Here is a 25242-nt window from a genome sequence, read left to right on the forward strand (position 1 = left end):
ACAAAAAGCGCGATTATCGCGCTTTTTGTCATTTGGTCTGAGGCATTTTGTTGTTTCGTTAGTTTGGTTGTGACTCGGGCAGTAGCTGATTAAGTATGATGGTGACGATCGCTCCTGTTGTAATGCCGGAGTGAAACACGGGGGAGATAGTATCCGGCAGGTGTTGGACAAGGCGAGGCTCAAAGATCACGGATAACCCGGACGAAAGGCCGACACAAATTATTAAAGCATTGCGCTTGCTATCGGATGTCTTTATTAGCATTCGAATTCCGGTGTAGGCAATCATGCCAAACATTATTAAACCGACGCCGCCGATGACAGGTTTGGGGATTGTGATAGCCAGTGCGGCCAGCTTGGGAAGGGCGCTTGCTAAGATTAATAGCCCACCGGTGGTTGCAACAACGTATCGGCTGGCAACTCCTGTGATGCCGACTATACCGACATTCTGACTGAAGGAGGCCAGCGGCATGGCCGTTAATACTGCAGCGAGTGTGCTGCCCAAACCATCAGCCAGCACTCCCCGTTTTAGATCGTTGCCGCTAACCCTTACATGGCAATTATTGCCGAGGGCGATGAAATCGCCGGCAGCTTCGGCAATCACAACGATATACACCAGACTCATGCTGATGATGGCCTCCCAGGAAAACGAAAATCCGTATTTGAGAGGCTCTGGTTTGCCAAACCATGAGGCTTGCTTAACCGGTTCAAGTTCTACCATTCCTAATGTTAGTGCTGCCAAATAGCCACCAGCCAATCCAATAACAATGGCTGCTGCTGCCAGTATGCCGCGGCAGTAGATGGAAACTACTATAACGATAGCAAGCGAAATGATGGCCAGCGATAGCTTCGGCAAGGTGGCAAATTCCGTTCTGGTTGCAGGCGCATCACCAATCCAGTTCACCGCGACTGGCAAGATCGTCAAACCAATTAGGGTGACGATCACCCCGCTGACGATGGTGGGGAAGAGCTTGCGAACTTTGTTCATATAGAACCCCGCGACAATAACCGTCAGCGAGCCAATCAGTGAGGCTCCCATGATACTTCCGACCCCGCCGTCCAGCCCGATTGCGATAGCTACGCTTAGGAATGCAAAGCTGGAGCCCATGACTACAGGCAGGCGGATCCCTACAGGGCCAAGGCCTAGGCTCTGGATGATGGTTGCGATACCTGATGCCAGTAAGGAGGCATTGATCAGGGAGACGATGTGCGTGGGGGGGAGAGCGATGGCTGTACCGACAATCAGAGGCATGGCGACGATTCCCCCAATAGAAGCCAGTAGGTGCTGGACTGCTAGTAAGACAGTAAGGCCAAGAGGTGGACGTTCATTGAGGTGATAGAGCAGTTTCATCCGGGCTCGGTTGGCTGATATTGAGGCTGGGACTGATAGCAGGCAATGAGCTGAGCCGCGATTGAGACTGCGATTTCTGCCGGATGTTTTCCTTTTACTTCTCTGATGCCGATGGGGCAGCTCATTCGGTTTATGACAGACTGGCTGTAGCCTTGTTGACTTAGTCGGTGAATAAACCTTTTACGTTTGTTGGCAGAGCCGATCAGGCCAAAATATGTAAAATCTTCTCGTTTGATAATGGCCCGAGTGATCTCGTAATCGAGTTGGTGGTTGTGGGTCATCACCAGGTAGTAACTGTTAGCTGGCATGTGGATGACTTCTTCAGCAGGGTCGTCACTGACTAATTTTGTTGTTTTTGCCGGAAGGCGTTCGGGAAAGAGATGGTGGCGAGGGTCAACCCAGATAATCCTGAAGGGCAGGGTTGATATAATATGCAGCAAGGCCTTGGCAACATGACCGGCTCCGAATAGGGCAAGGTGGTGCTCTTGTCGATGGATAGGCTCGAAACTGAGTGTCGCGATGCCGCCGCAGCACTGGCCGAGACGGGCGCTGAGGTTGAATTGTTCTACTTTTAGTTGGTGTTCTCCTGTTTGCAACATCTCGCGGGCAATCTGTATTGCTTTGTATTCCAGGTGACCGCCTCCGATTGTGGCGATAATAGAATCATGGGTCACCAGCATTTTGGTTCCGGCGTTTCTCGGTACCGAGCCCTTGTTTTCCAATACTGTGACTATCACACAGGCTTGCCCTTGTTCATCGAGTCGAGCGAGTTCGTGAATCCAGTTATCGCTAAACATATTAGGATCCTTTGAGTCTCTGCTCACCTTATGGTTATCAATAGAGTTTAATTGGTTTTCTGTAGGTTTTTGATAGCCCAGAGCACACGCTCTGGTGTCGCAGGGGTATCAAGTTTTGGTATTTCACCACTTTCAGAAGTATAGGAAATAGCGTTTTTCATGGCACTTAACACCGATATTGCTAGCATGAACGGTGGCTCTCCAACAGCTTTGGAGTGGAAAATGGTTTCTTCCGGGTTGGTGTTGTGCTCAAGTAGCTGGGTTCGGAAGTCTGTTGGCATTTCGGCAATCGTCGGGATCTTATAGCTGGCTGGGCTGTTGGTTGTTAGCCTGCCTTGCTCGTCCCAGACAAGTTCTTCTGATGTCAGCCAACCAACCCCCTGAATAAATCCTCCTTCGATCTGGCCTTTGTCTATCGCCGGATTGAGTGAAGAGCCGACGTCATGGCATAAGTCGGCCCGCAGAAGTTTGTACTCGCCGGTCAGGGTATCGATGATGACTTCGGAACATGCCGCGCCGAAAGCGTAGTAGTAGAACGGGTGGCCCTGTGCCGTTTTTTCGTCGTAGTGAATTTTTGGTGTGCGGTAGAAGCCGGTGCTGGAGAGGGATATTTGATGAAGATACGCCAGCTGGATAAGTTCAACAAACGGCATTGAGTGCGGGCCTATATGAACAGAACCGCTGCGGAATATGACTTGTTCTTCTGTGGCATTGAAATGTGAGCAGGCAAAGGTGATCAGTCGTTGCTTGATGGCTTTGGTGGCATTTTGCGCCGCCTTGCCGTTTAAGTCGGCGCCGGATGAGGCTGCGGTCGCGGAGGTGTTCGGGACTTTGTCTGTTACGGTGTCAGTGATCTGGATTTGTTTGATATCGACCTGAAATTCTTCAGCTACAATCTGGGCGATTTTGGTGTTTAGCCCTTGCCCCATTTCGGTTCCACTGTGGTTTAGGTGGATACTGCCGTCGGTATAGATATGGATCAGCGCTCCTGCCTGGTTGAGGAATGATGCGGTGAAGGATATGCCGAACTTAACCGGGGTGAGCGCCAACCCTTTTTTCAGGATTGGGCTGTTTTGGTTAAAATCGTGGATAGCCTTACGGCGGGCATGGTAGTCACTGCTGGCCTCAAGTTGCTTGGTTACTCTCTGTAGCAGGTTATGTTCCACTTCTTGGCCATAGTGGGTGATGTTACGCCCTTTGCCGCCATAGTAGTTAGTTTTGCGGACTTCGAGGGGATCTTTTCCGAGGTGGCTGGCGATTTCGTCCATGATGCTCTCGATGGTGACCATTGCCTGCGGACCACCAAAGCCGCGGCAGGCGGTATTGGAGGCGATATTGGTTTTGCAGCAGTGGCCGGTAATACTGGCGTTACCCAGGTAGTAGGCATTGTCGCAGTGGAACATGGCGCGATCGATAATGGCAGCAGATAGATCCGGTGAGTAGCCGCAGTTGCTGGCCAGTTTCATTTCTATGCCCCTGATGGTGCCGTTGTTATCAAAGCCGACGGTATAGCGGTTATAGAACGGATGGCGTTTGCCTGTCATCATCATATCTTCTGTGCGGTAGAGCCGTATTTTCGCCGGGCGACCGGTAAGATGGCTTATCACGGCGGCCATGCAGGCAGGCCCTGCCGCTTGTGTTTCTTTACCGCCAAATCCGCCGCCAATCCTGCGGGTATCGACAACTACATTGCGCATAGGCGTGCCAAGTACTTTGGCCACTTGTTTTTGGATATCGGTTGGGTTCTGGCTTGAGCTATAAACAATCACTCCGCCGTCTTCCGTCGGAACCGCACTGCTGGCATGGGGTTCGAGGTAGAAATGTTCCTGCCCGCCGATTTGGATCTCTCCGTTAAGGATGTGGGGGGCTTTGCTGATAGCAGCTTGCGAGTCGCCCCGCTTTTGCCAGTGACTGTCATTGACAAAGTGCTTTTTCAGTAATGCTTCTTTGATATCGAGGATTGCCGGCAGTGGCCGGTATTCGATAATGGCCTCATGTGCGGCTTGATAGGCGGTTTCTGGATCGTCAGCAGCAACAACGAGGATTGGCTGGCCGACATATTCTACTTTTCCGTCAGCCAGCAGGGGATCGCCGGGAAAAATGGTGCCGATATCAATTTCGCCGGGAATGTCTTTAGCCGTGATTACTTTTGCCACTCCTTCGAAGTCATAGCACGGGCCTGCATCTAGTTTGGTGATCTCGGCGTGGGGGTGAGGGCTTAGAAGGGCATAGAGATGGAGCTGGTTGGGATAATCAAGGCGATCATCGATATAGATGGCTTCACCGCTGGCATGTTTGGCGGCACTTTCATGGCGGATGCTGCGACCGACGCCGGTCGATAAGCTTTGTTTACTGCCGGGGGGAAGGTTGTCAGCATTAATGGGGGAATGTTTGTGACTAGCCATAAGTGGTCACCCTGGTTTCAGTTTGGGGGTTCTGCTGTTCGATGAAAAAGCGATAGAGCATGTTTGCGGCAGTTTGCCGACGATAGGCGGCGCTGGCACGGAGATCGGATATTGGCACAAAATCTGAGTCCAGCGCGGCCATAGCATTGTTGATGGTTTCAAGACTCCAGCTATTTCCGACGAGGCTTTTCTCGCAATGGCGGGCACGTTTGGGTATGTCGGCCATACCGCCAAAGGCGATACGGGCAGAAGTGACCATGCCGTTTTCGATGCCGATATTGAAGCCGCCACAGACTGTGGAAATATCGTCGCCAAGGCGTTTCGAGATTTTGTAGGCGCGGAAGAATTTGTTGTGGTTGGCTGGTTTTGGGATGCTAATTTTTACAATAAATTCAGACGGCAGTATTGCCGTTTTCTTGTAGCTAAGAAAGGTCTGCTCGATCGGGCGAGTACGGGATTCATTGCCCCTGCGCAGGGTTATATGGGCTCCGAGCGCGAGCAGCAATGGTGGAGTATCGCCGATAGGAGATGCATTGGCGATGTTGCCCCCCAGCGTCCCTTGATTACGGATTTGCAGTGAGGCAAAGCGGTCGAGCATCTCCCCGAAATCAGGATAGTACTGGCTGAGAATGTTGTAGCAATCGCTGAGCGGGACATTGGCTCCGATAATGATGTGTTCATCGGTTTCGGAGACTTTTTTCATGTCGGTGACATGGCTGATATCGATTAACGTTTCAATCTCATTGTGAAGTTGGGTTACTTCAAGTGCGAGGTCGGTACCGCCTGCGACTATAGTCGCAGGCGGGTACATCAAGAGCAATTTCGCCAGCTCATCCGTGGATGTGGGGATAAAGGCAGAGAGATTGTCTAACTGTAGGCTACCGGGTTCGTTGCGGATGCTGTTGAGGGTATCGATGGTGGCCAGCATCTGTTCATCAAAGTGGTCTTTGAAGGGCGCTAGGGCTCCGAGTGACAGTGCGGCATCAAGAATCGGGCGATAACCGGTGCAGCGGCACAGGTTACCTGCCAGTGCTGCGATAACGTCTTGCCTGCTTGGTTGGGGGGCGTTTTTGCGAAGGGCAAACATCGACATGATGATGCCTGGTGTGCAGAATCCGCACTGTGAGCCGTGAAAATCAACCAGTGCCTGCTGAACAGGATGGAGAGAGCCTTCTTGTTCTTTAAGCCCTTCAACCGTGATCAATTGCTTGCCGTGGAGTGTCGAGACAAAAACCAGGCAGGCATTAACGGTACGGTATCTGAGTTGTCCGTTTGCCAGCTCGGCAAGAACAACTGTGCAGGTGCCGCAATTACCTGAGCCGCAACCTTCCTTGCTGCCGGTTTTGTTAGCCTTGGTTCGCAGGTAATTCAGTACAGTCATATTCGGAGAGAGTTTCTCTTCTTCCCGAAGTTTATGGTTGAGTAAAAATTTAATCAAGGGGGCTCCTTGGCCTAGGCAAAGGTAGAGCTGTTTTGGGCTAACACAATTATGGCAGCTTTGTCGGTAGTTCAAGGGCGAGAGGCTGAAGATCTTATGGGTGAGAGCCATGAGGTTTAGTACACTGTCACCAACGTTTTTCAGTTCACGTGTTTTTCAGTAAAAGGTTAGGTAAAGAATGGTCATCCCTTCAGATGTCTTGCAGAGAGTCGCGCAAGCAACTGATGCAGAAAGTATTAAAGAGACGCAATTAATCCAGTCACTTTGGGGGGGCTATGGCGAGTTGTTTCGTGCCACTTTAAATGGTGGCTGCTACGATTCCGTGATTGTTAAGCACATTAAGTTGCCGCGGCCGAAGCAACACCCACGGGGGTGGAACACGGCGCTATCCCACCAGAGAAAGCTGTACTCTTATCAGGTTGAAGTGAACTGGTATCAGCAGTTTGCTAACCAATGTTCACCACTGTGTCCGGTGCCCCGCTGCCTGTTTGTAGAAGCTCAGGATGAGGAAATCTTACTGGTATTGGAAGATCTCGGGACGCTTGGTTTTAGCGAGGTCCACAAGGTTGCGAATTCAGTACAGGTTAAAGCCTGCTTGAGCTGGCTGGCACAGTTTCATGCTCAGCACTTTGGCGTAGAACCTGAAGGTTTGTGGCAGACCGGGACATATTGGCACCTGGAGACCCGCCCCGATGAACTGGCTGCACTTAATGATGAGCCTCTTAAAGAAGCTGCCGGTCTGATCGATCATACTTTGAAGCAATGCCGGTTCCAGGCCTTGGTTCATGGTGATGCAAAGTTGGCGAACTTTTGTTTTACCCCTGATGGTAGTAAAGTCGCAGCGGTTGATTTCCAGTATGTCGGTAAAGGTTGTGGCATGAAGGACGTGATTTTGTTCATCAGCAGTTGTGTGCCATTTGAGGAGTGCCAGTTTCGAGTTCCTTTGTTGCTCGATCATTATTTTGCTGAGCTTAAGCGGGCTCTGACTAGATTTCAGCCACAGGTTGAGCCGAGCCTGGTTGAGCAGGAATGGCGACCGCTCTATTGTGTGGCATGGGCTGACTTCCAGCGCTTCGTTAAGGGTTGGAGCCCGGATCATTGGAAAATCAATGCTTATACTGAAGGGGTGGCTCAGCAGGCGCTGACTCAATTGAAGGAGATGCAATGAATTTTTCTATTGAGCAGCTTAGGCAATTACTTGAACAGGCAACAGAAGCAGCCTTAAAAGCCGGCAAGTTTATTGCGGGTTTTGATCGCACACAATTGCAAGTCAGTCATAAAGCGGGCGGAAGTAGCCTGAGTGCTCAGGTGGTGACTCAGGTTGATCTCGACAGTCAGGTGCTAATTATCGACACCCTCAGGCCGGGGATTGAAAAATACGACTTGGCGGTGCTGGGAGAAGAGAATGCCTGCGAGGACGATGTCTCTGGCCATGCCCGTTTCAGCAAGTCGTATTTCTGGTGCATCGATCCGCTGGATGGCACTTTGCCTTTTATTGAAGGTTCAGACGGTTTTGCGGTGTCCATTGCGTTGGTTGCGCAGTCTGGCTGGCCGCTACTTGGTGTGGTTTATAATCCCGCGACGGGTGATCTCTATCAGGCACTGAATTCGGCTAATGCACCTGAGATGAAACAGGTGCTGAAAAACGGTGCGCCCTGGCAGAGCAAACCTGATAATTCATTTTTTACCTTATTCGTCGATCGCAGTTTTCAGTCTGATCCGCGTTATCCTGTTTGTATCGAACGGCTGGATGTGTTGGTTCGTTATCAGGGTTTTGATGGCATGAAAGTGGTTAATACTTGTGGTGCGGTGATGAATGCGATTGGCGTGATGGAAAACACCCCGGCTTGTTATTTTAAATTGCCCAAGCCTAGCAAAGGCGGTGGTAGCCTGTGGGATTTTAGTGCCACGGCGGCAATCGCTCAGGCCTGTGGTGTTGTCAGTGCCAGTGATGTTTTCGGTACGCCGTTGGATCTGAACCGTATCGATTCTAATTATATGAATCATAAAGGAGCCATTTATAGCACTGGTGTGGATCATCAGGCTTTGCTTGAACTGGCTCAGGAATGTAGCCAATAACACGATTTTCCTGCTTCGGTTTTGCTATTGCAAAGCCGGATTATCATCTCTAATGCCCTCTTGATTTTAAGATATAAAGATATTTTCTTAGGTGTTACAGCTTGAGCTAGATTTTTATTTCGTTCGATTGAGTGTCCTGAATCTGATGTACCGCATTGGTCATAGCCGCTTTCTGTGAGAAGGCAGCAATATAGCTGAACAATCTTTGCTCACAGTTTCATAATTCGATAGAATTATTGCAATTGATAACTATTATCATTTTAATGGTTTGACTACTACGGTAGTAGCAGTTCTGCGCTTTACGCCGCCAGTATAGATGACGACAACCAGACCAGAACTGCATTGCCAGGGTAGGTGATCAGAGTGGCTGGTGCTTGATTCCCTCAGATGATAACCCGGTCAGAGAATTTACGGTGATACATATACATGTTGCCGTAAATAGCTACGCCTGTACGTAAGTTATCTTGCTTTATTTGTAGCTGAACGTATGGGCGGATTTTTGATAAGGAGTGTTAAATGAACCGTGGAGCGATGAGTAGTCTTCGGTGGCTGTTTCAGATGGCTGCCGAGCACAAAATCAAGCTGTGGTTTTCTATGTTACTTGCCAGTGTTAGTGCGGTGTTTGCACTGGCTCCCTTTTACTTTGTCTACCTTGTTTTAGCACATCTATTAGGCGGTGAACTGGCTGCCGCCGAGATTTTCCTTTGGTGTGGTTTGGCTGTTGCTTGCATGCTGGTTCGGTATGCGTTGTTGATGGCCGCTCTTATGCTTTCCCATAAATCGGCTTTTGCTATTCAGTATCAAGTTCGAACCTTGGCTTTGGGGCACATGGCAAAGCTGCCACTTGGCTTTTTCAGTCAGCGTAGTTCCGGTCGGATGAAAAAAATTCTGTCGGAAGATGTTGAGCGGATCGAGTTGTTTGTGGCCCACCACATACCGGATATGGCATCGGCGCTGGTGACACCGCTGGTGGTCTTTGTCTTCATGTTAGCGGTTGACTGGCGCATGGCGCTGGTTGCGCTTGTACCTTTACCGCTGGCGATCATCAGCCAGGCATTCTTGTATCGTGGTGTGGAGGAAAAGACCCAGCGCTACCATGAGACCCTTGAGCAATTGAATGCCAGCGTCATTGAGTATGTGCGGGCCATGCCTGTGATCCGGGCGTTCAATGCCGGCGGTAAGCCGCATACCCTGTTTACTGACAGCCTTGCCGCATATCGTGAGCTGGTGATGAACTGGATTAAAGACTCAGGCTGGCCGTTTGCCGCATTCAAAACTCTGCTTGATAGTGGGTTGTTGGTGTTGCTGCCCATTGGCGTTTATTTCTGGAGCCAGGGTTCACTGGATATTGCCAGCTTCATGCTTTGTATTCTGCTTGGTGTCGGAATGATGGAGCCGTTGTATAACCTCTGCATGCTCAGTGGTTATCTCAATCAGATTTTCGAAGGGGTTAACCGTCTGCAGGATTTGCTGGAAACACCAGAGTTGTCTGAGCCTGGGGAGGCGAGCTATCCGGCTGATGCCGGTGTTGATTTTTCCAATGTCAGTTTCAGTTATGAAAAACAGGGACCGGAGGTGTTGTCGAATGTCAGCTTCAGTGCGCCGCAAGGAACCCTTACCGCAATTGTTGGCCCTTCTGGTGCCGGTAAGTCAACGATAGCCATGCTGCTGGCCCGGTTCTGGGATGTTAATGACGGTGAGATCCAGATCGGTGGTAGGAATATTTGTTCCCTTGGAAGTCAGCTATTGATGAATCAGGTAGCTTTTGTCTTTCAGGATAGTTTCATGCTGGGACAATCGGTGCGCGATAACATCACCATGGGTTTGGATGCCAGTGATGAGCAGGTTATTGCGGCTGCCAAAGCTGCGCAAGCCCATGAATTTATCTCTGCATTACCTGATGGGTACGATACTCAGCTCGGGGAGGCTGCTACCCTCAGCGGAGGTGAAAAACAGCGGATAGCCATTGCCCGTGCGGTTTTGAAAGATGCGCCGATCCTGATCCTCGATGAAGCGACAGCATATGCAGATGCCAATAACCAGGCTCAGATCCAGTCCGCATTGAGCCGTCTGATCACCAATAAAACGGTCTTTGTCATCGCCCACCGTCTCTCCACTATCGTCGGGGCCGATAACATTCTGGTGATGGAGCAGGGCAAGCTGGTCGGTAACGGGACACATGAACAGTTGCTTGAGTCGAATACGGTTTATCGGACGCTGTGGGCGTCACACCAGCAATCCCGCCAATGGGAGCTTTCTACACGCTCTGCACACCAGAAATCGGTACACCAGCAAGAGGAGCTGATCGATGCTTAGTCAAATGAAAAGGCTGACAGGAAAAGAGAACCTTAACCTCGGTCATAATATCGGTCTCGGTTTTGTTGAAGCGGTGTTGACCGGGTTGCCTTATGTTTTTCTTTATCTGGTGATCAGGGAGATGTTTGCCGCCACGCCGGATATGGCTTTGATTTGGTTTTACTGTGCGGTAATGGCAGTTCTTTTTGCTGCCAGGGTTGTTGTCTCGCGTAGGGTAACAATTGATGGCCATACAATGGGTTATGACGCCGGTGTTGATATGCGTAATCACTTGGCGAAGAAGTTAAAACGGGTTCCTATGGGGTATTTGCTCAAGACGGATCTGGGCACATTGAACTCAACCATGCTGCAGGATGTGGCCTTCACCGAACAGATTTTTTCTCACCTGTTCGCCCAGCTGGTGATTACCATCAGTTTGGTGAGCTTAGTTGCCATCGGCCTTAGTTTTGAAGACTGGCGGTTGGGCTTAGCAATGTGTATCGGCCTGCCAATGGCGGTGGTGGTGTTTACCCTGCTTAAATGTATCGGGACTCATTTGAGCCGCACACTGTTGGAGTTGGTCGGGAAGATGAACGGTTCGCTGATGGAATATATCCTCGGGATCAAAGAACTGAGAGCGTTCAACATGGCGGGTAAGCGTTTCACCAAGTTGGATAAGCGACTGAAAGAGCTTCAGTTTCTGAGCCTCAAGCATGAGTTTATCGTCGGCCTGGCACCTTTGGGTTTCATTTCGTTTGTTGAACTTGGTTTTGCCGTTATGTTGCTGACTGGGGTGTTTCTATCCCTCGACGGGGATCTGGAGCCGCAGGTTTTCGTTCTGTTCCTGATTGTCTCCAGTCGCTTCTTCAAGCCGTTGATGTCTATCGCAATGTATCTGGCGGAATATGGTTTTATGCGCCAGTCAGCCAATCGTATCGAGGCCATTCTACAGGAACCTGAACTGAAACAGGGGATTATGAATCAAAGGTTGAAACCGGAAATCGAGTTTAACGATGTCAGCTTCTCTTACATTGATGATGTGGTGCTCAAGCATGTCGATTTACACTGTAAGCCGGGTACGCTGACCGCGCTTGTTGGGCCGTCAGGCTCAGGTAAAACCACCATCACCAGCTTGCTGGCTCGGTTCTGGGATGTTGATAGCGGAATGATTTCGATTGGTGGTCGGGATATACGTCACCTGACGCCAGAGTGTCTGGCTGATCATATCAGTATGGTGTTTCAGGACGTTTATCTGTTTAACGATACCATCTACAACAACCTGACTTTGGGGATGGATAACCCGAGCCGTGAAAAAGTAGAGGAAGTGTGTAAGGCGACCTGCTGCTGGTCATTCATTTCTCGATTGCCTGGCGGACTGGACAGTATGATTGGCGAAGGTGGGGCGACCCTTTCTGGTGGTGAGAAGCAACGACTTTCCATTGCCAGGGCGATACTGAAAGATGCGCCAATTATTCTGCTTGATGAGGCAACGGCGTCACTGGATCCGGAAAACGAAAGTGAAATCCAGACGGCACTGAGTGCCCTGATCAGAGAGAAAACCGTGATCATGATAGCTCATCGTCTGAATACCATTGTCAGTGCCGATCAGATTGTAGTGCTGGATCAGGGAGAAGTTATCCAGTGTGGTCAACATGCGGAGCTGGTCAACCGTTCAGGTTTGTATCAGCAGTTGTGGCAGGCACAGCAACAAAGCCAGGGCTGGACGCTGGCAACCTGCTGATAACGGTATGCGATGAACAGTTAATAATACAGGTCGCTGCGGCGGCCTTTTTCTTTATTGTTTGTTCTTCCTTATACCGCATTATCTCTTGGCTGTTCAGGAATAGCAGGGAAATGGTCAGTAATAGAAGGAAAATGGCGGAAACAGTGATCACCGGTGGAATAAAAGCCTCCAGTGAAGTTTCTGGCATATGCTAAAAACAAAGCGTATAACTGGCATATGCTAATAACCTGGGTGTTATTCATAAGCAATGATATTTATAGATAAGAGAATTAATGATGGATCAGTATCAGGTAACAAAGCAGGCACATGATAATTGTATTGCGTGTGGTCGTGTTGATCATAATCCCGATTCGCTGGGCTTGGCATTTACGCTCGGGCCGGATGGCACTGTCACCGCACCCTTTAAAGTCAGTACTCGTTATCAGGGGTATGATGGCTTACTGCATGGCGGCATGATAAGCACCTTGTTAGACGCGGCCATGACTCATTGTCTTTTTGCTCAGGGAATTCAAGCTCTGACTGCAGAGTTGACAGTGCGGTTTTCTAAACCTGTTGAAGTAGGGCAGGAAATTATGCTGAAAGCACGTATCTTAGGGCAGCGCGGAGGTATATATCAGCTGGAAGCTCGTATAACTCAGGGTAGGCAGCTATTGGCTCGCGGTAAAGCAAAATTTATTGAGCCTAAATAGAGCTTAAAAGTGAAGCTGACTTTTTAGATTAAAGTCTTATCAGAACGTGCATTATTCTGATAGGGCTTTGACAAGTAATTTGAGTTTCGACTCTTGCTACCTGCGCACTAGCTCTACTTCAATCCATGAGGCCATCAATTGTAAGCAATCAATATCAAGATTTCGGAATTGTCTGGAATAAGGTGCTGCGCTGGAAAAATTAAGAGTGCCGAACAGCGTATCACCGCAATATACCGGGACGCCGATGTAGGATTCCAGTTGTTGTTGTCGATAGACGGGATGCTGAGCAAGTTTAGAGCTTTGTCCGACGTGCTCAATAGCAACCGGCCCGTCTGCTCGGCAGGTCTCGGAACAGTATGTCAGGCCAAGTGCAAAGCAATCCCCGGGATTGATGGAAACTGAGCTGGGACAGACGCAATGCTCAATAATATAAGTGTCATCTTCAATTAGAGAAAGGATACCAATATAACTGTAATTGTTTGTGTGATTTATATTAGCAATATTAACCATGAATATGCATTCGAATGACTGAGTTGGTGCATATTGAGAGGTGCGCCTTAATTTTAACGAAATACCCTAGTTTTACAGTCAGATTTGAATCGTGATTAAGGGTTTTTTTAGGCAGTTAAATATCAGCAATAACGAAATTTAATTTGAAAATGAATTGAATCGGTTAATTTTATTGCATCTATTACAAATCTGAGTTGATTGTCTCGTTAAGTATTAGGATTTCAGTAGACCGGAATAACTCTAAAGGAGTATATGTCTTGAGGTTCTGCTTAAATAATGGCCAGTGTTGTGTGGTGTATAAAGATGAATATTCAACAAGTCTTATATTGTGGCAGCGAAAAGAAATTAAATATTAATGGCGAAAAATATTGAGGATTATATTTTAAGTATTTTACTTATGAAGAATTCACCATTTAGTCTCTATTGTTCAAAGATAATAAATCATGACTTTTATATGCAATTTTATTTATTTTATTGATTTATAGATATTTGCTCTATTTCCAATCATTTTTTGTGGTAGGAGCTTCGATATTTTTCACCATAAAAAATGATGTTTTTTGCTCATCTGACCAGAAAAAAAGTGTTTCTTTTTATTAGAAAAAACAGATAAGGTTCATAAAAAATTACAAATGGTAATCTCCTGTAATAATAGGTGACTATTTATCATGCTGTGATAATTCCTAATAAAAATACGTTTGTTATTAAACGTTGAGCATATTAACAGGATGTAATGCAATTTACTGAGAATTTATATCAGGCACTACTTTTGCCTGTTAATGATGAAAATTTTTGTGGTGTTTATTTAAAAGCTAATCGTCAGCAATTTCGACCATTGCGCAATGAATTTAATTTAGCGCAAACTTCACAAAGACAATTAATTCAAAGTCCCGATCCGGCAGAAGTTGATGCACTTGTTGAAGAGAATCTTCGTAATTGGAACACGCTGTCCGATAGTTTGGTGAAGGTTTTTACGACAGATACCCGCGATATTGAATTAGTTGGCTGGATAATGGCGGCACAAGTTATTATCGACCCGACACTCGAAGGCACAAAACAAACCAGTTCATGGCTGAAAACGCTAGTTGTCGAACACTGGGATAGCCTGCATCCGATTCTTCCTGACAACAAAATTAAAGCTGATAGTGATGATGAAAAAATCAACGAGATTAACGCTTTTAAAGTGAAATCATTTGTTCAGCTAGTGGGCGAAAGTGAAGAAAGCAGTTTACTTTACTCGCCACTCTTACTGCAGCCATTGATCGGTGATCTTGATTACTCGCGTTATTTAAGTGAAGAGCGAAAAGGTAATTTACCTGAGCTGCGCCAGCAATATCACAGCGTGGTTATGGAAGAGCGCGCTCTAATCACTGAGCGAGTACAAAACCTTGTTGAGTTGAAAGCAAACTTCAGCGCAATAGACAGTTATGTTGCTGGCTTGTGCAAACAGAGTTTATTACCCGCTCCGGGATTTCAGTTTGTTATTACCTTGCTATCTAAGCTACTTCGGGCGATTGAGTTTTTGTCTGGGATTAAGCCGGCGATAACAGCGGAGGCTCAGCCAGAGCCTGATTTGTCCGTTAGTCCTGAGGGAGAGTTAAGTTCAACTGCTCCTCCGGCGTCTCCTGAACCTATGGGGCAGTCCGCGATGCAACCACAGCAACACGTAGTCGAAACCGTGTCGTTTACGACCATAGCTGAACAACAAGATTTTAATCGCGATCAGGCGTTCCATCAGTTGCGTGAGCTAGCAGAGTTTTTTAAGAAGACAGAACCTCATAGCCCAGTTTCTTATTTGCTGGAAAAGGCGATTCGATGGGGCTACATGCCACTGCCTGATTTGATGACTGAGTTGTTATCAAATCAGCAAGAAACGATTAATCGTGTGTTTAACCTATCCGGTTTGGATGAGGTTGGCCAAACGAACTTACCTGAATTGAATCGTGCGCGTACCGCAGGCTTGACGCATAAAACGGCGGAGCCTGCCATTGAAGTGAACGATACCCAACCTGTGGATTTATCTTCTTCTTTGGAAGAGGAAAGGACACATCAGCAAGAACTGCAAAAGGAACAGAAATCAAACTCAAGCAGTAATTCGCTTTGGTAGTTGGTGCTGTTTCTCCAAACCTAAAACAACAGAGGAAATATTATGGCGAGCATCTATATGCGCATTGATGGCGTAAAAGTTGATGGTGGTGCAACGGTTGAAGGCCTTCCGCAAGACGGTTGGTTTGCACTGAATTCTTATAGCTGGGGTGCCGTGCGTCAGGTGGCAATGGACATCGGTAACGGCAACAACGCTGACTCAGGCATGGTTGCGATGAGCGAAGTTAACATTACCAAAGAAGTTGATGGTGCTTCTGAAGATCTGCTTTCTTTCCTGTTCAGCCCTGGTGCAGAAGGTAAGGATGTAGACATCGTGTTTACAAAACCGGCTCGTGACGGTTCTGGTGCAGAGATCTACTTCCAGGTTGGTCTTAAGAAGGCTCGCCTTGTTTCTTATAACGTAAGTGGTAGTGACGGTTCTCAGCCATTTGAAAGCATCGCACTTTCTTACATTCAGCTAGATCAGAAACATCACCATGAAGCGGATGGCGGCAAGATGGAAGCGGGTGGTCTTGTTTCTTACCACGTACCGCAAGGCAAACTGCTTTCTGGCGCGAAATAATTTTGATTTATGCGTCGCTGCTTAAGCGACGCATAATTTGATTTTCTGTAGGTCATTGTTATTAAAAATCAAATAGGTGGGGAAGCATGGCTCTCAACTCACAACATAAGCGTGTAAGTAAAAACCGCGTCAGTATTACTTACGATGTGGAAACAAATGGTGCGACTGAAACCAAAGAATTGCCCTTTGTCGTGGGCGTGATCGGTGACTTCTCTGGCCATAAACCAGAAAGCGAAAAGGTTGATTTGGATGAGCGTGAATTTACCGGTGTTGATAAAGACAACTTCGACACGGTAATGGGGCAAATTAACCCGCGTTTATCTTACAAAGTTGACAACAAACTGGCCGATGATAACAGTCAGTTTGAAGTGAATCTAAGCCTGAAATCCATGAAGGATTTCCACCCTGAAAGCCTGGTGGAACAGATTGACCCCCTGAAGCAGCTGGTTGAAACCCGTAATCAGCTTAAAGTACTGCTGAGTAAAGCGGACCGTTCGCGCGATCTTGAGCGTTTGCTGAAGGAAGTATTGCAAAGTGCGGATGCGATTCAACATCTGGCCCAAGAACTGGGTGTGAAAAATGGGGAGGCTGAATAATGTCAACTGAACAACAAACGGCACCGCAGCAGGCTGTTGCTGAAGGTGAATTGAACTTTCTTGATCGAGCTATTACAGCGACTACACAAACTCCGGCAGATACGACAAAAGAATTATTATCGGTACTGACGTCACAAGCGCTTGACGGAACAGTTACTTGGGATAAGAACCTGACGTTGACGATTGAAAAAGCGATAGCAGCGCTTGACGTTAAAATTTCAGACCAGCTGTCTACAGTAATGAAAAATTCAGATTTTCAAAAGCTGGAAGGCACTTGGTTGGGTCTGCAGAAGTTGGTGAAAAACAGTGAGCTTGGTTCAGATTTGAAAATTAAGCTGGCTGATTACACGAAAGATGAGCTTCTGGAGCAGTTTGAAGATGCACCGGCGATTGATCGAAGCCGTTTCTTTACCATGGTATACCAGGAAGAGTTCGGTACTGCGGGCGGCCAGCCATACGGCGCTTTGATTGGTGATTACGAGTTTGGTTACGGTGACGAAGATGTAGCATTGATGCGTTATATGGGTGAAGTGGCTGCCGCTTCACATGCGCCGTTTATTGCTGCTGCAAACGCGAGTATGTTTGATTTCGAATCATTCGAAACCTTCTACGAAGGTAAGCCGGTAGCAGCTGGTTTTGATTCGCCAGCCTACGCTAGTTGGAATGCGTTCCGTGCCAGCGATGACTCTCGATATGTTGCACTTACGCTACCAAAGACGATTGCACGCTTACCTTATGGCAAGAACACGGTATCGGTTAGCTCGTTCAACTTTGAAGAATTCAAGTTCGATGCTGATGGTAATGCGGCACCTCAATCTCAGGATGATTTTGTCTGGAGCAATGCGGCTTATGAATATGGCCTATTGCTGACTCAGGCATACACCAAATTCGGTTGGTGTACTGCAATTCGCGGTACTGATAACGGTGGCCGGGTCGAGAATCTGCCTAACTTTACTTATAACACGCCTGCGGGAGATCTGGTGCAGCAATGTCCATCAGAGGTGAACCTGACTGATGAGCGTGAGAAAGAGCTAAGTGACTTAGGCTTCCTTCCTTTAGTGCATTACAAAAATACCAATTATGCGGTGTTTATGGGCGCACAGACGACACACAAGCCAAAGACTTACACCGATCCTGATGCGACAGCTAATGCCGCTATTTCGGCTCGTCTGCCATATACGATGGCAAGTAGCCGTATTGCCCAGTACCTGAAGGTGATGGGACGTGACCGAATCGGTTCGAATCTGGATCCTGCCAATGTTGAAAAAGAACTTAGCGACTGGATTCACCAGTACGTTAATCCGAATGCGATTGGTAATGAAGCCAAAGCAACGCATCCGTTGGTAGAAGCCAAGATTTCGGTTGAGGAGCAGATCGGTCGTCCGGGTTGTTACTCTGCCGTGGCTTATCTTCGCCCTTGGCTGCAAATGGAAGAATTAACCTCTTCGTTGCGTATGGTCGCAAACATTCCTGGTTAATGGGTATTCTCGGGGGAGCCAGGCTCTCCTGAGTTGGGGTATTTATGACGACATCCAATCCAACATCATCCGCCACTGTCTTAACTGATTTGGGACTGTGGCGAATGCTGTTAGATAGCGCTCAACAGCAAGATATTTCGGGGTTTAAAGCGCAGCTTTGCCGGGTAATCAATCAGCTTGACCTGCTGATGAGTGAACAGTTGTCAGAAGTGATTCAGGCCAAGGCGTTTAAGCAACTTGAAGCCAGCTGGTCAGGGCTTCAGAGTTTGACAGAGCTGCCTGTTTCAAGTCGTAGAATTAAAGTCAAATTGCTCGACTTTAGTTGGAACATGTTATCGACCGATCTTAACCAGTCGTTCGAGATCAGCCGCAGCGCCTTGTACAAAAAAGTCTATGCCAATGAACTTGATACTGCAGGCGGTCATCCGTTTGGTCTGCTGGTTGTTGATCACTTGGTTAAGTCAGATCTCGATGAAGAGGCTGATTTTGATGATCTTTACACGTTGCAGTTGTTGGCTGAACTGGGTGAGCGTTCGCTTTGCCCGGTGGCGTTAGGTGTTGATCACTACTTTTTCGGCGATGAACCACCACGGTTGATGCATGATCCGGCACGTATCCGGCGAATTTTGGCGAGCTTGGATCTGCAAAGCTGGAAGCTACTTCGTCGTCATGCTTCCAGTCGCTTTCTTAATTTGGTTCTTCCTCAGTTTCGCCTACGTTCACCAAGACATAATTATCAGGCGGGTTTTGTTTTCGATGAGGCTGCAACTGATAAAAGCGTGTTGTGGGGCAATTCTGTCTATTTACTGGCTGCAAATGTGATCAGGGAGTTTGACCGTATTAGCTGGTTTGGTTTTTTGCGCGCCTATGATGAATCCGGTTGCTACGGTGCACTGGTTGATATCGGTAATAGTGTGAATGAACCGCTCAAAGCCCGGGTCGATCTATTTAGTGAAAGCGATGGGTTTTGGTCTGAGCAGGGCTTTGTTCCGCTATCAAGTGTTTACCTGAGCGGTCAGCTTGGTTTGTTTAGCAATCAGTCGGTATGGAAACCGTTGGATGAGGCCGGAAAAACCAGTGGAATGTTGCAGACTAATTTAATGGCTTGCCGTTTTGGCCACTATATCAAAGCGCAAATCCGTGATCGTGTCGGTAGCTTTGATAGTGCGATGACCTGCCAGCGTGACTTGGAAAAATGGCTGCAAAATTACATCAGTGCGATTGATTACGGTGATGAGTCGGTTATGGCCCGTTACCCGTTGAAACGAGCCGACGTTAGCTTCGAACAAGATCATTATGATCCGACCAAATATCGCTGCCAGATCAGGCTACAGCCTCAGTATCAATATGAACTGCTCGATACTCACATCGTTCTGCTAACGGATGTGTCAGCCCGCAAGTTGGGAGAGGCCGAATAATGAGTTTGATGAGCAAACTGAAAGGGCAGTGGGGCGGAGACATAGACAGTGTGCGCGATGCCATTATTGAAAATTTGTCGGGTTTATTATCGTCAAAGGCTCCGATTTGGCAGGGCTCTATTTTGCCTCCCCAAAGTCAGGGATCAATTGCAGGGTACGGAATGGTTAACTTGGTTCGAGGCCAAGGCCGTGCCAGTAGTGATTTGGTGATCCTCGATGTTAAACAGCTTATCCGTACTTTTGAACCAAGACTGAAAGATGTTCAGGTTGAATTAGATGAAGAGTCTATTTCGACCAATAAGTTGAAATTTAGAATTGAAGGCGTGATCACCAGCCAGTTTGGTGAGGAAGTGGTGGTTTTTGATTCCAGCCTGGATTTTACCACCAGCAGTTTAGATGTAAGGAAGACCAATCTTGTCTGATTCACTATTAAGTTATTTTGAGCAGGAGTTGGCATTTATCCGTCAAGAAGCGGGTGATTTTGCTCGTCGTCATCCAGGGGCTGCCAAGTCTTTGGGGATCAGTAGTGATAGTGTTGACGACCCTCAGGTAACACGGCTGATTGATAGTGTTGCATTGCTTAATGCCCGTTTGCAGCAGCGGTTGGATGATTCGTTCCCGCAGTTGACAGATAGCTTGCTGCGTTTGCTTTTCCCTCATTTTTTGCGCCCGATCCCTTCATACAGCATTGTTAAAATGTTGCCGATGGAAGAAGTGAGTGCTAAGCAGCTGGTACCGAAAGGAACCCATTTAGGGGTTGAGGATACGGATACCGAGGCGGCTGTTTTCCGCACTTGCCAGGATGTTGAATTGTATCCAATCAAATTAACTGCGGCATCTGTCGCGATGGCGCCTTTTGATGTTGAAAAGCCGGTAGGTGCTGAACAGGCACGGGCGATGCTTGAAATTGAATTGAATACGACAGATCCGACAATTTTATTTTCTGATTTGGATTTAACTTCGCTAGAACTCTTTATGCGGGGTGAGATGCAATCGGTGTTACGCCTTTACGACCAGTTGCTTACAGGGATCAAACAGGTGTGTATTCAGTATGGCGAGAATTCCGTTTCTCTCGGCCCAGGTGCATTAAAAACGGTCGGCTTTGATGATCGTGATTTTGTCTTGCCTTACAGTGTGCGCAGTTTTGGCGGCTTTAAGCTGTTGACTGAGTTTTTTATGTTTTCGGAGCGCTTTCATGCCGTCAAGCTGGAGCTGGGGCAGCTACTTCGCTATGCCCAAACCAGTCAGGTCCGTTTGCAGATCTTTCTTGATGATATGCCGGTTGATTTGGCTCGCAGCCTGGGAACAGAGAACTTCCATCTTTTTTGTACACCAATCGTTAACCTCCAGGAATTGACAGCGGAACCTCTGCATATTGACTTTAGCAAGGCTCAATATCCGATCATGCTTGATGCCGGAGGTCAGGAGCAGCTGCAACTGTTCTCCATAGATAAGGTTGCTGATGTCACTGAACAGAAGGTGTGTCAGGTGCCGTCTCTCTATGGCGATAAATTCAGTGGCGCTGAAACCGGTCTGCGCTGGCAATTAGTTCAGGAGTGGCTTGCTAATGGTCACTTGCAAAGTGGTTTGCGGGTGGCAGATCTCGAACATATCAGTGCTGAAAGCGCTGCCAGGACCTGGCTGTTGTCCACCACGTGCTCAAATGGTGAGCTAGCCAGCCAGCTGTCAGTTTCAAGCCAGCTTCATTGCCGAGACTCGATTTCGCTGCCAGCCGATATGCAGTTGCTGCGTCGACCGACGAGCCAGGTCAGGATAAAGGCCTCGGAGCAAAATGCCTGGCCATTACTCGCTCATTTGCACTTCAACTACCACGCTTTGTTTGGTTCTGACGATCCGGTTTCGGCATTAAAGGCGATGCTGAATCTGTATAACCACAATGAGAGCAGTTACAACAGCGCTTATATTTCCTCAATTCAGGGATTGTCGCAGGAGCACGTGGTAGCGCCAATCCGTATTTCGGGTAAGAGTTGTTTTGCCAGCGGTACACGCCTGAGTGTGACACTCAACCCGAAGATGCTTGATGGTGGCATCGAACTGTTTTCACAGTTGCTTGATCGCTTTTTTTCTTATTTCACCGGTTTTAATAGTTTTACCCAAGTGGTGATTTATCTGGAAGGGATAGAGGGGCCTCATCGAGTCTTTCCAAGGAGGTCGGGTTGCAAAAATCTGCTTTAACCCAATTGCTGAGTGCACCTTATCGCTTTGAATTACCCCACGCGATGCAGCTGGTTAAACACCAGGCTGCAATCTTGGGTAAAAGACCTTCGGTAACGTTCTCAGCCAGTTTGCTCCCTGCTTATCAGCCGTCAGATATTGTTGAAGTGCAGGCTCCGCATGGGAGTTCTTGGCATTTTAGCTGTGATTTGCCGGCTTTGTCTGGCAGTCAGGGAGTGATGCCACGCTATAGCTACAGTGAATCGCTCAAGGAGTTGTTCGAGCAGGGTAACTCTGCGCTGATCGATTTTTTTAACGGTTTTAATAACCGTTATTTTCGTCTCTATTGCCAGACCGCAGTGAAAAATGATCTTACCGCACAGGCGGAAGAAGAGCATTTTGCCTGGAATCGTCACGATCTGTCGCTGACGGAAATGCTTACTAATCTCACTGGTGATTTGGCTTGCGGCAGCGTGTTACCGAAAGGTCACATGGTTCAATATGCCGGGCTGATGGGGTTGAAGTTATCTTGCCTGGATACGCTTGCCGGGTTGCTGGCGGATTATTTTGGTTATGAGTTTGAAGTGGAACACGGTGAGGTGGATTACCAACCACTGCTGCCATGTTGCCGAACTCAGTTGGGCGCTAAGGGACAGAACAACCAGCTGGGATTTGATGCGCTAATCGGTAAAAGTGCTGTGACGGCGTTTCAGCGGTTAGAGATCACAATCAAGCCGAAGAATAAAGAATTTAGCCAGATCAGAAATAATCGCCGGTTGGTCAAGGCGATTGATGCCTTTATCCGTCATTACATGGGGGTAGATATTAGGTTAAAGCTGCTGATGAAAGTCGAGGGTAAATACCTTCCCGGCCTGCAGTTGACCCGCAATAGTCAGACTGATATTCGATTGGCGCACTCCACCTGGCTTGCGCCGCAAGAGATCACGCAACAACACGTGGTTATGCCATTAAAACAGACAGGAAAAGACGATGATCAACGTTGAACTACAGAGTTTGGTCAAGCGACTAACGCCGTCGTTAAAAAGTGCCCTTGAAATGGCCGCCGGCGATTGTATGGCTCGCACACATTTTAGTATTGAACCGGATCACTGGTTCTATCAAATATTAAATGAGCCGAAAAGTGGCTGGCTGGACTTGTTGCAGCAAAGCATAGACCGTGATCAATTGATCCGGCTGCTTACCCAACAGCTAAGTTGCTTGTCTCGTGGTAATGACAGTTCACCATCGTTGTCTCCGTCATTAGTGGAATTGCTTAAAGATTGCTGGCTGCTGGCTTCGGTTAATCACAGCAATGGTGAGATCAACGGTTACCATGTGCTGTTGGTGATGAAGCAGCGGATAGAGCAAGGTGGTTATAACGGTGAACTCAGTACCTGGCTTAACTCCTTATCGGCGGAATCGCTGAAAGCGAGTGCAGTCAGGCAATCGTCAACTCAGCGTGCCGAACTTAACACCGGCTCGGCCGAAGTATTGGCAGGGGGTGAGGCCAGCACCGTTGCGCTGGACAAATACACGCATAACCTGACAGAAGCTGCGCGAAACGGTGAGTTAGATCCTATTTCCGGTCGTAATCCGGAAATTCGTAAATCAATCGATATTTTGGGCCGTCGTCGACAGAACAGCCCGATTTTGGTTGGAGATCCGGGTGTAGGTAAAACTGCCATTGTTGAAGGCCTCGCACAACAAATTGTTGACGGAAATGTGCCTCCGTCGCTGGCTGATGTAGAACTTAGAACCTTGGACCTGTCTTTGTTGCAGGCTGGTGCCAGCATTAAAGGTGAATTTGAAAACCGGCTCAAAGACGTCCTGACCGAGGTGAAGCAGTCGCTACGTCCGATCATTGTCTTCATTGATGAAGCCCATACCTTGATTGGGGCCGGCGGTGCGGCTGGACAGAATGATGCAGCCAACTTACTTAAACCTGCGTTGGCTCGCGGTGAATTTCGCACGATTGCAGCAACTACCTGGGCGGAATACAAACAGTATTTTGAGACCGATGCGGCTTTGGCACGCCGTTTCCAGCTTGTTGCGATTGGTGAGCCAAACGAAGAAGACGCAATTCAGATGTTGCGCGGGGTAACGCGAGGCTTGCAAAAGCACCACCGGGTGACAGTGCTGGAAGAAGCCATTGAAGCGGCAGTTAAGTTATCTGTTCGCTTCTTACCTGAGCGCCAGTTACCGGACAAGGCGATAAGCCTTCTTGATACCGCCTGTTCGCGTATTGGCCTGAGCCAGAGTGCTTTACCGCAACAGCTTGACGGCCTGGCCGAGAAAATTCGCTATGCAGTGAATGAAAAAAACGCTTTGGAACATGAACATGCGATGCTGGCTAATGGCGCTGAAAAGCTGGTGGCGATAGGTCAAAAGCTGGATGCGTTGGAAAGCGAGTATGCAGTACTTGATCAGCGTTGGAATGATGAGAAGCAGCTAGTTGCTGAAATTATTGCGTTGCAGGAGACGATTGCTGAGCGTTTCATCGCTGGCGATGATGTTGCCGGAGGGGCAGAACAACAGCAATTGGCAAGCAAGATGGAGCAGTTGCATCTGCTGCAAGGTGAGGTCCCGCTGGTGATGCCGCAGGTGGATAAGCAGACTATCGCAGAAGTGATTTCGCTGTGGACGGGTATTCCTGCCGGTAATATGGTCAAGGATGAAGTGGAACGCCTGTTGAATCTGGAGCAGAAGATTAGCGAACGTGTGATTGGCCAGACGGCACCTATCGAGGAGATCGCGAAGGCTATTCGAATGTCACGTGCTGGCTTGACCGACCCTCGCAAACCAATTGGTGTATTTTTGATGTGCGGTCCTAGCGGGGTGGGTAAAACCGAAACCGCATTGGCACTGACTGATCTGCTTTATGGCGGTGAGAAAAATATCACTACCATCAACATGACTGAGTTTAAGGAAGAGCACAAAATTTCGATGCTGCTCGGTTCTCCTGCGGGTTACGTCGGCTACGGAAAAGGTGGGGTGTTAACTGAGGCGGTACGTAAGAACCCTTATTCGGTACTGCTGCTGGACGAGATGGAAAAAGCACATCCAGGTGTCCATGATCTGTTCTATCAAATCTTTGATAAAGGCTCGATCTCTGACAGTGAAGGTCGCGAAATCGACTTCAAGAACACCATTATCATCATGACGTCTAATGCCGCGGACAGTGCGGTGGTAGATGCCTGTGTCGATACGAAACCAAGTGTACCTGAGTTGACCGAGACGATTTTCCCTGCGCTGCAAGGTTACTTTAAACCGGCATTTCTTGGCCGGACTACCGTCGTACCGTACTTCCCGTTAAATCATGATGAGATGGCAAAAATTGCCCGCTTGTCGCTTGGTCGGATCGAAAAACGTGTACGTAGTCATTACGGCGCTATCTTCTCGTATAGCGAAGAGTTAATCGAGTACCTGATTGCCCAGAACCACTCTCCGGAAACCGGAGCACGCGCTATCGAGCAGATCATTAACCGAACCTTGATGCCAGAGCTTGCGACGCAATGCATTGTTCGTTTGAGTGAAGGTCTAAATATAGAAAACGTTGAAGTTACCATTGATAGTGGTGTTGTAAGTATTTTTATTGAATAGCGTTT

19 protein-coding genes are annotated in these 25242 nt (G+C 48.1%); 14 read left to right on the top strand and 5 right to left on the bottom strand.

Going from position 1 to position 25242, the window contains the following annotated elements; genetic code table 11:
- Positions 1 to 58: 58 nt before the first annotated feature.
- The 4 genes from Q0852_RS09695 to xdhA are packed head-to-tail and all read right to left on the bottom strand — an operon-like array spanning position 59 to position 5988.
- Positions 59 to 1348, bottom strand: a complete 1290-nt coding sequence (locus Q0852_RS09695) for a nucleobase:cation symporter-2 family protein (protein WP_367278127.1) — start codon at positions 1346 to 1348, stop codon at positions 59 to 61.
- Positions 1345 to 2145, bottom strand: coding sequence for a xanthine dehydrogenase accessory protein XdhC (xdhC, locus tag Q0852_RS09700; protein WP_299017697.1), 801 nt, complete (start codon positions 2143 to 2145; stop codon positions 1345 to 1347). The genes Q0852_RS09695 and xdhC overlap by 4 nt, the downstream gene beginning before the upstream one ends.
- Positions 2146 to 2192: 47 nt before the next feature.
- Complete coding sequence (gene xdhB / locus Q0852_RS09705) at positions 2193 to 4550, bottom strand: xanthine dehydrogenase molybdopterin binding subunit (RefSeq protein ID WP_299017700.1); 2358 nt, start codon at positions 4548 to 4550, stop codon at positions 2193 to 2195.
- On the bottom strand, positions 4543 to 5988 hold the full coding sequence (xdhA, locus tag Q0852_RS09710; RefSeq protein ID WP_299017703.1) for a xanthine dehydrogenase small subunit: 1446 nt from the start codon (positions 5986 to 5988) through the stop codon (positions 4543 to 4545). The genes xdhB and xdhA overlap by 8 nt, the downstream gene beginning before the upstream one ends.
- A gap of 178 nt (positions 5989 to 6166) precedes the next feature.
- On the opposite strand from xdhA, the gene Q0852_RS09715 reads away from it, so the two are divergent.
- From Q0852_RS09715 to Q0852_RS09735, 5 genes are all read left to right on the top strand, one after another.
- Positions 6167 to 7156 (top strand): phosphotransferase, encoded by a 990-nt coding sequence (locus Q0852_RS09715; RefSeq protein ID WP_299017704.1) that lies wholly within the window; start codon positions 6167 to 6169, stop codon positions 7154 to 7156.
- On the top strand, positions 7153 to 8067 hold the full coding sequence (locus Q0852_RS09720; protein WP_299017706.1) for an inositol monophosphatase family protein: 915 nt from the start codon (positions 7153 to 7155) through the stop codon (positions 8065 to 8067). The genes Q0852_RS09715 and Q0852_RS09720 overlap by 4 nt, the downstream gene beginning before the upstream one ends.
- Before the next feature lie 516 nt (positions 8068 to 8583).
- Positions 8584 to 10383: an ABC transporter ATP-binding protein gene (locus tag Q0852_RS09725; protein ID WP_299017707.1), complete on the top strand. Its 1800-nt coding sequence runs from the start codon at positions 8584 to 8586 to the stop codon at positions 10381 to 10383.
- Positions 10376 to 12103 (top strand): ABC transporter ATP-binding protein, encoded by a 1728-nt coding sequence (locus Q0852_RS09730; RefSeq protein WP_299017711.1) that lies wholly within the window; start codon positions 10376 to 10378, stop codon positions 12101 to 12103. The genes Q0852_RS09725 and Q0852_RS09730 overlap by 8 nt, the downstream gene beginning before the upstream one ends.
- A 275-nt stretch (positions 12104 to 12378) precedes the next feature.
- Positions 12379 to 12795, top strand: a complete 417-nt coding sequence (locus Q0852_RS09735; protein ID WP_299017714.1) for a PaaI family thioesterase — start codon at positions 12379 to 12381, stop codon at positions 12793 to 12795.
- A gap of 96 nt (positions 12796 to 12891) precedes the next feature.
- On the opposite strand, the gene Q0852_RS23970 is transcribed toward Q0852_RS09735, so the two are convergent.
- Positions 12892 to 13305: a GAF domain-containing protein gene (locus Q0852_RS23970; RefSeq protein ID WP_367278128.1), complete on the bottom strand. Its 414-nt coding sequence runs from the start codon at positions 13303 to 13305 to the stop codon at positions 12892 to 12894.
- 766 nt (positions 13306 to 14071) lie between these two features.
- Between Q0852_RS23970 and Q0852_RS09740 the strand changes: the two genes are divergently transcribed.
- The 9 genes from Q0852_RS09740 to tssH all read left to right on the top strand — a co-directional run bounded on the left by Q0852_RS09740 (position 14072) and on the right by tssH (position 25237).
- Positions 14072 to 15409: a type VI secretion system ImpA family N-terminal domain-containing protein gene (locus Q0852_RS09740; protein ID WP_299017717.1), complete on the top strand. Its 1338-nt coding sequence runs from the start codon at positions 14072 to 14074 to the stop codon at positions 15407 to 15409.
- 42 nt (positions 15410 to 15451) lie between these two features.
- Positions 15452 to 15970 carry a type VI secretion system tube protein Hcp gene (locus Q0852_RS09745; protein ID WP_299017720.1) on the top strand — a complete coding sequence of 173 codons (519 nt, stop codon included), beginning with the start codon at positions 15452 to 15454 and terminating at the stop codon, positions 15968 to 15970.
- An 86-nt stretch (positions 15971 to 16056) separates the two neighbouring features.
- Entirely contained in the window at positions 16057 to 16566 is a 510-nt protein-coding gene (tssB, locus tag Q0852_RS09750) for a type VI secretion system contractile sheath small subunit (RefSeq protein ID WP_299017722.1), read from the top strand.
- A complete protein-coding gene (gene tssC / locus Q0852_RS09755) occupies positions 16566 to 18044 on the top strand; it encodes a type VI secretion system contractile sheath large subunit (RefSeq protein WP_299017724.1) in 1479 nt (492 codons plus the stop codon). Before tssB ends, tssC begins: the two co-directional genes overlap by 1 nt.
- 44 nt (positions 18045 to 18088) lie before the next feature.
- Entirely contained in the window at positions 18089 to 19462 is a 1374-nt protein-coding gene (locus Q0852_RS09760) for a type VI secretion system contractile sheath large subunit (protein WP_299017727.1), read from the top strand.
- Entirely contained in the window at positions 19462 to 19884 is a 423-nt protein-coding gene (tssE, locus tag Q0852_RS09765; protein WP_299017729.1) for a type VI secretion system baseplate subunit TssE, read from the top strand. The genes Q0852_RS09760 and tssE overlap by 1 nt, the downstream gene beginning before the upstream one ends.
- On the top strand, positions 19877 to 21658 hold the full coding sequence (tssF, locus tag Q0852_RS09770; protein ID WP_299017732.1) for a type VI secretion system baseplate subunit TssF: 1782 nt from the start codon (positions 19877 to 19879) through the stop codon (positions 21656 to 21658). The genes tssE and tssF overlap by 8 nt, the downstream gene beginning before the upstream one ends.
- Positions 21640 to 22641 (top strand): type VI secretion system baseplate subunit TssG, encoded by a 1002-nt coding sequence (locus tag Q0852_RS09775; protein ID WP_299017735.1) that lies wholly within the window; start codon positions 21640 to 21642, stop codon positions 22639 to 22641. Before tssF ends, Q0852_RS09775 begins: the two co-directional genes overlap by 19 nt.
- Complete coding sequence (gene tssH, locus Q0852_RS09780; RefSeq protein ID WP_299017737.1) at positions 22628 to 25237, top strand: type VI secretion system ATPase TssH; 2610 nt, start codon at positions 22628 to 22630, stop codon at positions 25235 to 25237. Before Q0852_RS09775 ends, tssH begins: the two co-directional genes overlap by 14 nt.
- Positions 25238 to 25242: the final 5 nt, after the last annotated feature.

The organism is uncultured Photobacterium sp., assembly GCF_947502415.1.
Lineage (GTDB): Bacteria > Pseudomonadota > Gammaproteobacteria > Enterobacterales > Vibrionaceae > Photobacterium.